Genomic DNA, 11961 nt, shown 5'->3' with positions numbered 1-11961 from the left:
CCGGCCGCGGCTGTGACCTCCGAGGCGGATGCCCGCGACGTCGTCTGCGCGGTGCGCGACCTCGTCAAGAGCTACCCGGCGGTGCGCGGCCGGCGCGGGGCCCCCGCCCTGCCCGAGACCCGCGCCAACGACGGCATCTGCCTGGACGTCCGCCGCGGCGAGGTCTTCGGACTGCTCGGCCCCAACGGCGCCGGCAAGTCCACTCTCGTCCGCCAGCTCACCGGCCTGATGCGGCCCGACGCCGGAAGCGTGACGCTGCTCGGCCACGACCTCGTACGCCACCCCGAGCGGGCCTCTCGCCTCCTGGCCTACCTGGGCCAGGAATCCACCGCCCTGGACGAGCTGACCGTCGCGCTGGCCGCCGAGACCACCGGCCGGCTGCGCGGACTGGGCGCCCGGGCGGCGCGCACCGCCCGTGACGCCGTACTGGAGGAACTCGGGCTGACCGAGATCGCCGGACGCCCCCTCAAGAAGCTCTCCGGCGGCCAGCGGCGCCTGGCCTGCTTCGCCGCCGCGCTGGTCGGCGAGCGGCCCGTCCTGGTCCTCGACGAACCCACCACCGGTATGGACCCCGTGGCCCGGCGCGCCGTGTGGAGCGCCGTCGACCGGCGCCGCGCCCGCCACGGGGCCACCGTCCTGCTCGTCACCCACAACGTCATCGAGGCCGAGACCGTACTGGACCGGGTCGCCGTCATCGACCACGGCAAGGTCATCGCCTGCGACACCCCGGCCGGGCTCAAGGCGACGGTGTCGGGTGAGGTCCGGCTGGAGCTGGTGTGGCGGACCGCCGCGCCGCTGGAGGTGCCGGAGCTCGCCGAGCTGGCCCCCGCCGCCGTCGTGTCCGGGCGACGATGGCTGCTGCGGCTGACGCCCGACCGGGCGCGCGCCGCCGTCGCCGCGGTGACCGGCGGGCCGGCCTTCGCCGCGCTCGACGACTTCACCCTGGCCACGCCGAGCCTGGAGGACGTGTACCTGGCCCTGGGAGGCCGCGCCTCGAAGGGGCTGGTGAAGTCGTGACCACCGCCGTCACCGCGGGCGCCCTGGCACCCCGGGCCCGGTTCTTCCCCGCGCTCGCCGCCGTGTACCGGGCGCAGCTGTCCCGGGCGCGGGTGGCGCGGATCCCGCTGCTGTTCGTGGCCACCTTCCAGTCCGTCGGGATCATGATCCTGATGCGGGGCGTGGTGGACGGCGGCTCCGAGGCCCGGGCCGTCGTCGCCGGATCGTCCGTGCTGGTCGTCGCCTTCGTCGCGCTGAACCTGCTCGCCCAGTACTTCGGCCAGCTGCGGGCCGGCGGGGGGCTCGACCACTACGCCACCCTGCCGGTGCCGCCCGCCTCCGTGGTGCTGGGCGCGGCCGCCGCGTACGCCTCCTTCACGGTGCCGGGAACGCTGGTGACGGCGGGATTCGGGTGCGTGCTGTTCGGACTGCCGATGGGCGGGCTGTGGATCCTGGGCGCGGTGGTGCCGCTGGCGGGGGCGGCGCTCGCGGGGCTGGGCGCGGCGCTGGGACTGCTGGCGCCCCGGCAGGAGCTGGCCACGCTGGCCGGGCAGCTCGGCATGTCGGCGGCGCTGCTGCTGGGGGTTCTGCCGCCGGAGCGGATGCCGGACGTGATCGTGTGGACGCGGGACCTGCTGCCCTCGACGTACGGGGTGGAGGCCTTCGCCCGCACCTTCGCGCCCGACCCCGACTGGACGGCGGTCCTGTTCGACCTGGGCGTGTGCGGTGCGGTGGGCGTGCTGTCCCTGGCCGTCGCCACCTGGGCGTACCGGCGGGCAGCGGTCCGCTGACACCGCCGGCGCGGGGACCTGGCACGATGTGCGGGTGACCGAAGCCGTGACCCCGCCGCCGTCCCCCTCCCCGATCCCCTTCGACGAGGGCGCGCCGCCGCCCCGGAAGACCACGCCGGGCGATGTCCGGGACGGGGCTGCCGTCGCCCTGGTGGTGGGGGTGGCCGGAGTGCTGCTCGGGGTGCTGTGGGCGTGGCTGGCGCCGAGGGTCCAGTACGTCTCCAACGGACAGGCCGTGTTCCTGCGGAACTCCGAGAGCGAGGCGCGGATCGGCGCCGACGGGACGTTCCTGCTGCTCGCGGCCGGCTTCGGGCTGCTGAGCGCGGTCGCGGTGTTCCTGTGGCGGCGCCGGGGCGGGGTGCCGCTGGTGATCGGGCTCGGGGTGGGTTCCCTGTTCGCGGCGCTGGTGGGGTGGCGGCTGGGCCTGTGGCTGGGCCCGTCCTCGAACCTCCCGGCGGCGGCCGCGAAGGCGGGCAAGGGCGTCCCGTTCGACGCGCCGCTCCAGTTGCTGGCGCACGGTGCGCTGCTGGTCTGGCCGCTGGTGGCCCTGGGCGCCCACCTCGCCCTGACGGCCGTCTTCACCCGCCCCGACCCCACCTGGCCCCCGCTGCCGGCCGACTACCCGCCGCCCCACACCCACACCCCGAACCCCTCCCACCCCTGACCGGACCCGGCCCCGCCGGCGTTCGAAGCGCGGGTCCGGGCGGAGCCGGGTTTCCGGCCTAACGGGCGATCGGCGCCAGCACGGCCGACGTCAGCGTCGCCAGCGTGGCCGGGGCCAGTTCGACCTCCAGGCCCCGGCGCCCCGCCGAGACGCAGATCGTGGGGTGCTGCGCGGCCGACGCGTCCACAACCGTCCGCAGCGCCCGACGCTGCCCCAGCGGCGAGATGCCCCCCAGCACGTACCCCGTCGTCCGCTCCGCCAGCGCCGGGTCCGCCATCGCCGCCCGCTTGGCGCCCACCGCCGCGGCCAGTGCCTTGAGGTCGAGCGAGCCCGACACCGGGACCACCGCCACCGTCAGCACGCCGTCCACGTCCGCGACCAGCGTCTTGAACACCTGCTCCGGGCGGACGCCCATCTTCTGCGCCGCCTCCTGCCCGTACGAGGGGTGCGCGGGGTCGTGCTCGTAGGCGTGCGTGGTGAACTCGGCGCCGGCCGCCGCCAGGGCCGCGATCGCCGGGGTCGCGGGCCCGGCCGCCCCCGCCTTCTTCTTCCCCATCAGTTCAGGCTCGTCGGCGCGCGCGTCAGGTCAACCGCCGGCAGCGAAGGAAGGTGCCGGATCACGGCCGTCTCCGTACGCAGCAGTTTCAGCTCCTCCGCCAGACGCGTCGCGGTGTCGGGTGCCTGGAGCAGCCGCTGCCGCGCCGGGATGTCCAGCACGACCGCCGCCGCGACCAGGTACGAGACCACCGACGGCTCGTCGGGCAGCTCGGGCGCCGCCGCCAAGGACCGCTCCCGCGCCCCCGCCAGCCGCTTCTGGTAGTTCCGGAACGCCCGCAGCACACCCTCGGCCAGCGCACCCGCGCCATCGCCCGCGTCCTCCGTCAGCTCCTCCAGCTCGGCGACCAGGTACGGCCCCGACGCGTCGACCGACAGCAGCCGCACCCGTGAGGTGCCGGTGGCCAGCACCTCGAAGCTGCCGTCCTCCCGCTCCCGGATCGTCGCGGCGTCCGCGATGCAGCCCACCCGGTGGAAGGCCTGGATCGGGTCCGCGCCGAAACCCGCCGCCGGGCCGCGCTCCGGCAGCGTCGTCTGGTCCGGCAGGCCCGGCGCGGTCGGTGCGACCTCCCAGCCGTCCCGGATCGCGACGACCGCGAAACGCCGCGGCTCGTCCTCACCCGTCTTCTGCAACTCGCGCATCATGGCGCGATAACGCTCCTCGAAGACGTTCAGCGGCAGCACGAGGCCGGGGAACAGTACCGAGTTCAGCGGGAAGAGGGGCAGGCGAACGGTGGTCACGAGGCACAGGGTAGTGGCCGGGGGCCCGCAGCCGTCACCCCCGCCTCAGCAGCCGGGAGGCCCCGGCCGCCACCGTCGTGGCCAGGATCCACCCCAGCACCACGAGCGCCGACGCACACCACTGCCAGACCCCGCCCGGCTTCCACTGGCCCTCGTGCCCCAGATCGATCACCGGCAGCAGCAGATCGAGCGCGTACAGGGCCGCGCTCCACTCCGGGTGCTCGTCCTCCTTGATCGGTGGCGGCGGGTGCCGGGAGAACAGCAGCGTGCCCGCCGCCCAGAGCACCGCCATCCACAGCGCGGCCCGGCCCGGCCGGTACCCGTACACCACCGTCCAGTCCTGGAGGTATCCCCAGGCCTTCGCCGCCGGCGGCAGGGTCGTGCGCCGCCGGCGCTGCTTGGCCAGCAGCACCTCCCGGGCGTCGGCGTCCTCCCCGCTGGCCCGCAGCACCGCCGCCAGCCGCTCGTACGGCTCCGGCGAGTACTCCACGGTGGCCGCCTCCACCCATTCCAGCCGGCGCGGCAGCGGGAAGTGCCCGCGGGGCGCGAGGATCTCGTACGAGAACCCCTCCATCACCAGCCGGCCCGGCCCCGGCCAGCTGGTGGACACGTCGACCAGCTTGACCACCTTCGCCCCCGACAGCACGACCCGGCCCTGCTCGGGCTGCGCGCCGACGAAGCGGAGCTCCGGCGTGCTGATCCGCCGCAGCGACACCTCCTGCTCCGGCGACAGCAGGAACCGCGCCCCGTAGAAGTCGACCGCGTCACCGAAACGGCCGTCGTCCAGCCGCATCCCGCCCTCGCACTCGAACGCCTGCGAGGCCTGGCCCGGCGCCGGCGTCGGCCCGACCCCGTACGGCGGCGTCTGCGTCCCCGAATCGCCCGGCGAGGAGTACAGGGCGATCGACGTCAGGTACAGGGTCCGCTCGACCGTCAGCTGCGGCGCGTTCAGCGCGCGCCGCCCGACCGGGTTGCGCAGCCGGGCCCCGCGCAGGTTCATCGACACGCCGACCTTCGCTCCGCGCAGGCTGATCTCCCCGTAGGTCTCCAGCATGTCGCCCTGGAAGTCCTGGGCGACGGACATCCCGTCGGCGGTGATCGCCCGGCCCTTGTTGTCGGGCCGCACCACCGCACGGCTGATCAGCAGGTCGGTGCCGATCTGGGCGTCCGTCAGCCGGATCCCGCGCGCCACCCGGGAAGCCAGCAGGTGCAGGTCCCCCTCCGTGTGCAGCCGGGCCGCCTCCAGCCGGGGGATCGCGCAGTTCACCAGGCGCAGCGTGCAGGCCCGCGTCTCGGCCAGCTGGAGCTCGCTGTCGAAGCGGCAGGACTGGAACTCGACGTACGGCTCGACCCTGCCCCCGGACAGCTCCAGCCGCCCCAGGATCCGCGCGCCGCGCAGTTTCAGCGCCACCACCCGGCCCGGAACCGGAGGCGGCCCGTGGAGCAGCAGCAGCGCCACCACCTCGGCGCGCACACTGCGCTCCGGCCCCCACGGCGGCCCCGAATGCGGGTCGTCCCGCGCCGCGACACGCGCACTGAGGTCACAGGTGCGGCCCGTGCGGTACGCCTCCCACATGCGGTGCTCGGCGTCGGTGAGGTCCACCGGTTCCGTCCCCGCGCGTACCTCCGCCATGGCGGCCCCCCTCCGCAGTCACATACGTGTAGGGGAACGCTAAGCGGCGGCAGTGACATCCGGGGACAGCCAGGGCGTGTATCAGCCAGTGATACGGGCGAACGGTGGCGGGAGCCGGTCTGAGAGAATTGGAACGTGATCTCTCGTATCGACCTGCGCGGTGACACCCTCCCCGAGGGTGGCGCCCTGCGCGATCTGCTGCCCCGTGCCGAGTTCGACGTGGAAGCCGCCCTGGAGAAGGTGCGGCCCATCTGCGAGGACGTGCATCATCGTGGCACGGCGGCGCTGATCGAGTACGCGCGCAGGTTCGACGGGGTCGAGCTCACCCGGGTCCGGGTCCCGGCGCAGGCCCTCGCGGCCGCCCTGGAACAGCTGGATCCGGCCGTCCGCGCCGCCCTGGAGGAGTCGATCCGGCGCGCCCGGATCGTGCACCGGGGCCAGCGCCGCAGCGAGCACACCACCCAGGTGGTCCCCGGCGGCACCGTGACCGAGAAGTGGGTCCCCGTCGAGCGCGTCGGCCTGTACGCGCCGGGCGGCCGTTCCGTGTACCCGTCCTCCGTGGTGATGAACGTCGTACCCGCCCAGGAGGCCGGGGTCGAGTCGATCGCGCTGGCCTCGCCGCCGCAGGCCGAGTTCGGCGGCCTGCCGCACCCGACGATCCTCGCCGCCTGCGCCCTGCTCGGCGTCGACGAGGTGTACGCGGCCGGCGGCGCCCAGGCCGTCGCGATGTTCGCGTACGGCACCGAGGAGTGCGCGCCCGCCAACATGGTGACCGGCCCCGGCAACATCTGGGTCGCGGCCGCCAAGCGCTACTTCACCGGCAAGATCGGCATCGACACCGAGGCCGGCCCGACCGAGATCGCGGTCCTCGCGGACTCCACGGCCGACCCCGTGCACGTCGCCGCCGACCTGATCAGCCAGGCCGAGCACGACCCGCTGGCCGCGGCCGTCCTGGTCACCGACTCCGAGGAGCTCGCGGCGGCCGTCGAGAAGGAGCTGGAACCGCAGGTCGCGGCGACCAAGCACATCGAGGACCGGATCAAGCCGGCCCTCGCGGGCAAGCAGTCCGCGATCGTGCTGGTCGACAGCCTGGAGGACGGCCTGCGGGTCGTCGACGCCTACGGCGCCGAACACCTGGAGATCCAGACCGCCGACGCGGCTGCCTGGGCCGCCCGCGTGCGCAACGCCGGGGCGATCTTCGTCGGGCCCTGGGCGCCGGTCTCCCTCGGCGACTACTGCGCCGGGTCCAACCACGTCCTGCCCACCGGCGGCTGCGCCTGCCACTCCTCCGGCCTGTCCGTGCAGTCCTTCCTGCGCGGCATCCACATCGTCGACTACACGCGCGACGCCCTCGCCGAGGTGGCCCACCACGTGGTGACCCTCGCCGAGGCCGAGGACCTGCCGGCGCACGGAGCGGCCTTGAAGGCGCGGTTCGAGTGGAAGGTGCCGAACCAGTGACCTTCGGCATCGACGACCTCCCCATCCGGGACGAACTGCGCGGCAAGTCCCCGTACGGCGCCCCGCAGCTCGACGTGCCCGTCCAGCTGAACACCAACGAGAACCCGTACGAGCTGCCCGAACCGCTCGTGCGGCGCATCGCCGAGCGCGTCGCCGACGCCGCCCGCACCCTCAACCGCTACCCCGACCGGGACGCGGTGGAGCTGCGGACGGAGCTGGCCGCGTACCTGACCCGTACCGGAAAGCACCCGGTGGCGCGGGAGAACGTATGGGCCGCCAACGGCTCCAACGAGGTCATCCAGCAGCTGTTGCAGACCTTCGGCGGGCCCGGGCGCACCGCGATCGGCTTCGAGCCCTCGTACTCGATGCACGCGCTGATCGCCCGCGGCACCGGCACCGGCTGGATCTCCGGCCCGCGCCGGGAGGACTTCACCATCGACGTGGAGGCCGCCGAGCGGGCGATCGCCGAGCACGCGCCCGACGTCGTCTTCATCACCTCCCCCAACAACCCCACGGGCACCGCCGTCGAGGCGGAGACGGTCCTCGCCCTCTACGAGGCCGCCCAGGCCGCCAAACCCTCCCTCGTGGTCGTGGACGAGGCGTACGTCGAGTTCTCCCACCGGGACTCCCTCCTCCCGCTCATCGAGGGCCGCCCGAACCTGGTGGTCTCGCGGACCATGTCCAAGGCCTTCGGCGCCGCCGGCCTGCGCCTGGGCTACCTCGCCGCCCACCCCGCCGTGGTCGACGCCGTGCAGCTCGTACGCCTGCCGTACCACCTGTCGGCCGTCACCCAGGCGACCGCGCTGGCCGCCCTGGAACACACCGACACGCTGCTCGGTTACGTCGAACAGCTCAAGGCGGAACGGGACCGCCTGGTCACCGAACTGCGGGCCGTCGGCTACGAGGTCACCGAGTCCGACGCGAACTTCATCCAGTTCGGCAGGTTCGAGGACTCCCACACCGCCTGGCAGAAGATCCTCGACCGGGGTGTCCTGGTCCGGGACAACGGCGTACCCGGGTGGCTGCGGGTCACCGCGGGGACCCCCGCCGAGAACGACGCGTTCCTGGAAGCGGTTCGCGCACTGAAGAAGGAGCAGCACGCATGAGCCGCATCGGACGGGTCGAACGGACCACGAAGGAGACCTCGGTCGTCGTCGAGATAAACCTCGACGGCACCGGCAAGGTGGACGTCTCCACCGGCGTGGGCTTCTACGACCACATGCTCGACCAGCTCGGCCGCCACGGCCTCTTCGACCTCACGGTCAAGACCGACGGCGACCTGCACATCGACAGCCACCACACCATCGAGGACACCGCCCTCGCGCTCGGCGCCGCCTTCAAGCAGGCCCTCGGCGACAAGGTCGGCATCTACCGCTTCGGCAACTGCACCGTCCCGCTGGACGAGTCCCTCGCCCAGGTGACCGTCGACCTCTCGGGCCGCCCCTACCTCGTGCACACGGAGCCCGAGAACATGGCGCCGATGATCGGCTCGTACGACACGACGATGACCCGGCACATCTTCGAGTCCTTCGTCGCACAGGCCCAGATCGCCCTGCACATCCACGTCCCGTACGGCCGCAACGCCCACCACATCGTGGAGTGCCAGTTCAAGGCCCTCGCCCGCGCCCTGCGCTACGCCGCCGAATTCGACCCCCGCGCAGCCGGAATCCTGCCCTCCACGAAGGGCGCCCTCTAGCCGTGAACGGCCTCAACACCATCCTGATCGTCCTCGGCCTGTTCCTGGCCGGGGGCGTCTACTCCTTCCAGAAGCAGAAGATGCCCCTGTCGGTCATCGTCCTGCTCGCCATCGGCTCCGCGATGTGCCTCGCCGCCGGAGTCCTGCGAATCCAGGGGATTTGGGAATGAGCGCAGCACGCCCCACCAAGACCGTCGTGGTCTTCGACTACGGCTTCGGCAACGTCCGGTCCGCCGAGCGGGCGCTCGCGCGGGTCGGCGCGGACGTCGAGATCACCCGCGACTACGACAAGGCCATGGACGCGGACGGGCTGCTCGTCCCGGGCGTCGGCGCCTTCTCCGCCTGCATGCAGGGGCTCAAGGACGTCCGCGGCGACTGGATCATCGGGCGCCGGCTGTCCGGCGGCAGGCCCGTCATGGGCATCTGCGTCGGCATGCAGATCCTCTTCGAGCGCGGCATCGAGCACGGGGTGGAGACCGAGGGCCTGGACGAGTGGCCCGGCACGGTCGGCCCGCTCAAGGCCCCGATCGTGCCCCACATGGGCTGGAACACCGTCGAAGCCCCCGAGGACAGCCGGGCCTTCGCCGGCCTCGACGACGACGCCCGGTTCTACTTCGTGCACTCCTACGCGGCGCACGACTGGAGCCTTGAGGTCACCAACCCGCTGATCCGCGCCCCCAAGGTCACCTGGGCCACCCACGGCGAGCGTTTCGTCGCGGCGGTGGAGAACGGGGCCCTGTGGGCCACCCAGTTCCACCCCGAGAAGTCCGGCGACGCCGGCGCCCAGCTCCTCACCAACTGGATCGAGACCCTGTGATGCCCGCACCCACGCTTGAGCTGCTCCCCGCGGTCGACGTCCGCGACGGCCAGGCCGTACGCCTCGTGCACGGCGTGTCCGGCAGCGAGACCTCGTACGGCTCCCCGCTGGAGGCGGCCCTCGCCTGGCAGCGCGCCGGCGCCGAATGGCTGCACCTGGTCGACCTGGACGCCGCCTTCGGCACCGGCGACAACCGCGCGCTGGTCGCCGAGATCACCGGCGCCATGGACATCAAGGTCGAGCTGTCCGGGGGCATCCGCGACGACGCCTCGCTCGCCGCCGCCCTCGCCACCGGCTGCACCCGCGTCAACCTCGGCACCGCCGCACTGGAGACCCCCGAGTGGGCCGCCAAGGCCATCGCCGAACACGGCGACAAGATCGCCGTCGGGCTCGACGTGCGCGGCACCACCCTCAAGGGCCGCGGCTGGACCAGTGAAGGCGGCGACCTGTACGAGACCCTCGCCCGCCTGGACTCCGAGGGCTGCGCCCGGTACGTCGTCACCGACATCGGCAAGGACGGCACGCTGACCGGCCCCAACCTGGAACTGCTGCGGAACGTCTGCGCCGCCACCGACCGCCCCGTCGTCGCCTCCGGCGGCATCTCCTCGCTGGACGACCTGCGGGCGCTGGCCGAGCTGGTGCCGGCCGGCGTCGAGGGTGCCATCGTCGGCAAGGCCCTGTACGCCAAGGCCTTCACCCTGGAAGAGGCCCTTCGGACGGTGTCCGCATGAGCGCCCCCGACGACGTGCGCCGCATCTCCTCCGGCGGCCCCTACGAGGACGTCATCGGCTACAGCCGGGCCGTCCAGCTGCCCAACGGGCTGGTCCTGGTCTCCGGCTGCACCGCGGCCGACGGCGGCGGCCCCTACGAGCAGGCGATCACGGCCTTCGGCGTCGCCTTCAAGGCACTGGAGCAAGCCGGTCTCGGCCCCGAGCACGTGGTCCGCACCCGGATGTACCTCACGCACGCCCGGGACGTGGACGACGTCGGCCGCGCCCACAAGGAGCTGTTCGACGCGGTGCGCCCCGCCGCGTCCATGATCATCGTTTCCGGCTTCGTCGACCCGTCCATGGTCGTCGAGGTCGAGGTCGAGGCGTACGGAGGTGCCGCATGACCCTCGCCGTACGAGTGATCCCCTGCCTGGACGTGGACAACGGCCGCGTCGTCAAGGGTGTCAACTTCCAGAACCTGCGGGACGCCGGCGACCCGGTGGAGATGGCCAAGCTGTACGACGCCGAAGGCGCGGACGAGCTGACGTTCCTCGACATCACCGCCTCCTCGGGGAACCGCGAGACCACCTACGACGTGGTCCGCAGGACGGCGGAGCAGGTCTTCATCCCGCTGACCGTGGGCGGCGGCGTGCGCACCGCCGACGACGTGGACAAGCTGCTGCGGGCCGGCGCCGACAAGGTGGGCGTGAACACGGCCGCCATCGAGCGGCCCGAGCTGATCCGCGAGATCGCGGAGCGCTTCGGCCGGCAGGTGCTGGTGCTGTCGGTGGACGCGCGCCGCACCGCGTCCGGCGCCTTCGAGGTCACCACGCACGGCGGCCGCAAGAGCGCCGGCATCGACGCCGTCGAGTGGGCGCACCGGGCCGCCGAGCTGGGCGCCGGGGAGATCCTGCTGAACTCGATGGACGCCGACGGCACGAAGGACGGCTACGACACCGAGATGATCGCCGCGGTGCGCAGGCACGTCCGCGTCCCGGTGATCGCCTCGGGCGGCGCCGGCAAGCTGGAGCACTTCCCGCCGGCGATCGAAGCGGGCGCCGACGCGGTCCTCGCCGCCTCGGTGTTCCACTTCGGCGACCTGCGCATCGGCGAGGTCAAGGACACCCTGCGCGAGGCCGGCCACCCGGTCCGCTGACGCCCGGCCGGGGCGGGGAGAGCGGTTCCGCCTCCCCGCCCCGGCCGCTCACTTCGGACGTCAGATGCCGAGCTTGGCCGTCGTCAGGCGGGCGATGGCCTCCTTCGGGCCGTCCAGTTCCACCGCGGCGGCGTCCTGGCGGCCGAAGCAGAACAGCGTCAGCTCGCCCGGTTCGCCGGTGACCGTCACCACCGGGGTCCCCTTGTGGGCGACGGCCGTGCGGCCGTCCGGGCGGCGCAGCACCAGGCCGACCGGCGAGCGGCGGCCCGTCAGGCGGGCCAGCTTCTCCAGGCGGGACCAGAGCGCGTCCGAGAACACCGGGTCCAGCTGCCGCGGCGACCAGTCGGGCTGGGCGCGCCGGACGTCCTCGGCGTGGACGTAGAACTCCACCGCGTTCGCCGCCTCGTCGATCTGCTTGACCGAGTACAGCGACATCTTCGGCGGCCCGGTACGGATCAGCTGGACCAGTTCCCCGTACGGCTTGGCGGCGTACTCGGCCATCGCCTTGTCCAGGCGGCCCTTGAGCACGTTCAGCAGCAGGCCGCCGGCCGCGTCCGGGCGGCGCTCGCGGACGACCACGTGCGCCGCCAGCTCCCGTGCGCTCCAGCCGTCGCACAGCGTCGGCGCCTCCGGTCCCGCCGCCTCCAACAGATCGGCCAGCAGCAGGCGTTCACGCTTCGCATGGGTAGACATGGTGGCCAGCCTACGGCCGGAACCCGCCCCGTGCCTGCTCATCAGGCGGAC

General features: G+C 73.3%; 15 protein-coding genes. 11 read left to right on the top strand and 4 right to left on the bottom strand.

Annotated elements, in window-relative coordinates; all coding sequences use genetic code 11:
• Positions 1-12: 12 nt before the first annotated feature.
• Genes IE207_RS01240 through IE207_RS01230 form a run of 3 tightly spaced genes read left to right on the top strand, consistent with a single transcriptional unit; the run spans position 13 to position 2451 of the window.
• Complete coding sequence (locus tag IE207_RS01240; RefSeq protein WP_229873337.1) at positions 13-1017, top strand: ABC transporter ATP-binding protein; 1005 nt, start codon at positions 13-15, stop codon at positions 1015-1017.
• The gene (locus IE207_RS01235; protein WP_190182106.1) at positions 1014-1787 is read left to right on the top strand and encodes an ABC transporter permease; all 774 of its coding nucleotides are present in this window, start codon (positions 1014-1016) and stop codon (positions 1785-1787) included. The genes IE207_RS01240 and IE207_RS01235 overlap by 4 nt, the downstream gene beginning before the upstream one ends.
• Positions 1788-1821: 34 nt before the next feature.
• Entirely contained in the window at positions 1822-2451 is a 630-nt protein-coding gene (locus IE207_RS01230) for a hypothetical protein (RefSeq protein ID WP_190182105.1), read from the top strand.
• A gap of 58 nt (positions 2452-2509) precedes the next feature.
• Here the strand turns inward: IE207_RS01230 and ybaK are convergent, their stop codons facing one another.
• From ybaK to IE207_RS01215, 3 genes are read right to left on the bottom strand one after another with little or no spacing between them, the layout of a single operon-like run.
• Positions 2510-3007, bottom strand: a complete 498-nt coding sequence (gene ybaK / locus IE207_RS01225; RefSeq protein WP_190182104.1) for a Cys-tRNA(Pro) deacylase — start codon at positions 3005-3007, stop codon at positions 2510-2512.
• Positions 3007-3747: an LON peptidase substrate-binding domain-containing protein gene (locus tag IE207_RS01220; protein ID WP_190182103.1), complete on the bottom strand. Its 741-nt coding sequence runs from the start codon at positions 3745-3747 to the stop codon at positions 3007-3009. The genes ybaK and IE207_RS01220 overlap by 1 nt, the downstream gene beginning before the upstream one ends.
• Positions 3748-3781: 34 nt before the next feature.
• Positions 3782-5380: an oxidoreductase gene (locus tag IE207_RS01215; RefSeq protein WP_190182102.1), complete on the bottom strand. Its 1599-nt coding sequence runs from the start codon at positions 5378-5380 to the stop codon at positions 3782-3784.
• Positions 5381-5515: 135 nt separating this feature from the next.
• Between IE207_RS01215 and hisD the strand changes: the two genes are divergently transcribed.
• The 8 genes from hisD to hisF are packed head-to-tail and all read left to right on the top strand — an operon-like array spanning position 5516 to position 11217.
• Positions 5516-6838 carry a histidinol dehydrogenase gene (gene hisD / locus IE207_RS01210; protein WP_190182101.1) on the top strand — a complete coding sequence of 441 codons (1323 nt, stop codon included), beginning with the start codon at positions 5516-5518 and terminating at the stop codon, positions 6836-6838.
• The gene (locus tag IE207_RS01205) at positions 6835-7944 is read left to right on the top strand and encodes a histidinol-phosphate transaminase (protein ID WP_190182100.1); all 1110 of its coding nucleotides are present in this window, start codon (positions 6835-6837) and stop codon (positions 7942-7944) included. Before hisD ends, IE207_RS01205 begins: the two co-directional genes overlap by 4 nt.
• Entirely contained in the window at positions 7941-8534 is a 594-nt protein-coding gene (gene hisB / locus IE207_RS01200) for an imidazoleglycerol-phosphate dehydratase HisB (protein ID WP_136230470.1), read from the top strand. The genes IE207_RS01205 and hisB overlap by 4 nt, the downstream gene beginning before the upstream one ends.
• 2 nt (positions 8535-8536) lie before the next feature.
• Positions 8537-8704, top strand: coding sequence for a CG2302 family histidine operon protein (locus IE207_RS01195; RefSeq protein WP_190182099.1), 168 nt, complete (start codon positions 8537-8539; stop codon positions 8702-8704).
• A complete protein-coding gene (hisH, locus tag IE207_RS01190; RefSeq protein WP_190182098.1) occupies positions 8701-9351 on the top strand; it encodes an imidazole glycerol phosphate synthase subunit HisH in 651 nt (216 codons plus the stop codon). Before IE207_RS01195 ends, hisH begins: the two co-directional genes overlap by 4 nt.
• Positions 9351-10082 (top strand): bifunctional 1-(5-phosphoribosyl)-5-((5-phosphoribosylamino)methylideneamino)imidazole-4-carboxamide isomerase/phosphoribosylanthranilate isomerase PriA, encoded by a 732-nt coding sequence (gene priA, locus IE207_RS01185; protein ID WP_190182097.1) that lies wholly within the window; start codon positions 9351-9353, stop codon positions 10080-10082. The genes hisH and priA overlap by 1 nt, the downstream gene beginning before the upstream one ends.
• Positions 10079-10465, top strand: coding sequence for a RidA family protein (locus IE207_RS01180; protein WP_190182096.1), 387 nt, complete (start codon positions 10079-10081; stop codon positions 10463-10465). Before priA ends, IE207_RS01180 begins: the two co-directional genes overlap by 4 nt.
• Complete coding sequence (gene hisF / locus IE207_RS01175; protein ID WP_190182095.1) at positions 10462-11217, top strand: imidazole glycerol phosphate synthase subunit HisF; 756 nt, start codon at positions 10462-10464, stop codon at positions 11215-11217. The genes IE207_RS01180 and hisF overlap by 4 nt, the downstream gene beginning before the upstream one ends.
• Before the next feature lie 60 nt (positions 11218-11277).
• Here the strand turns inward: hisF and IE207_RS01170 are convergent, their stop codons facing one another.
• Positions 11278-11910: a TIGR03085 family metal-binding protein gene (locus IE207_RS01170; RefSeq protein ID WP_190182094.1), complete on the bottom strand. Its 633-nt coding sequence runs from the start codon at positions 11908-11910 to the stop codon at positions 11278-11280.
• Positions 11911-11961 lie beyond the last annotated feature (51 nt).

Origin of the sequence: Streptomyces cirratus (assembly GCF_014650775.1) — a bacterium.
GTDB classification, from domain to species: Bacteria; Actinomycetota; Actinomycetes; order Streptomycetales; family Streptomycetaceae; genus Streptomyces; species Streptomyces cirratus.
The sequence above is the reverse complement of the archived record's forward strand: the minus strand, read 5'-3'. Positions and strand labels throughout refer to the sequence as shown.

What these genes read in the sequence shown, in the direction of transcription:
- ybaK (WP_190182104.1), bottom strand. Translation starts at nt 3,007, where the DNA reads ATGGGGAAGAAGAAGGCGGGGGCGGCCGGGCCCGCGACCCCGGCGATC.
- IE207_RS01215 (WP_190182102.1), bottom strand. Translation starts at nt 5,380, where the DNA reads ATGGCGGAGGTACGCGCGGGGACGGAACCGGTGGACCTCACCGACGCC.
- hisB (WP_136230470.1), top strand. Translation starts at nt 7,941, where the DNA reads ATGAGCCGCATCGGACGGGTCGAACGGACCACGAAGGAGACCTCGGTC.
- hisH (WP_190182098.1), top strand. Translation starts at nt 8,701, where the DNA reads ATGAGCGCAGCACGCCCCACCAAGACCGTCGTGGTCTTCGACTACGGC.
- priA (WP_190182097.1), top strand. Translation starts at nt 9,351, where the DNA reads ATGCCCGCACCCACGCTTGAGCTGCTCCCCGCGGTCGACGTCCGCGAC.
- IE207_RS01180 (WP_190182096.1), top strand. Translation starts at nt 10,079, where the DNA reads ATGAGCGCCCCCGACGACGTGCGCCGCATCTCCTCCGGCGGCCCCTAC.
- hisF (WP_190182095.1), top strand. Translation starts at nt 10,462, where the DNA reads ATGACCCTCGCCGTACGAGTGATCCCCTGCCTGGACGTGGACAACGGC.
- IE207_RS01170 (WP_190182094.1), bottom strand. Translation starts at nt 11,910, where the DNA reads ATGTCTACCCATGCGAAGCGTGAACGCCTGCTGCTGGCCGATCTGTTG.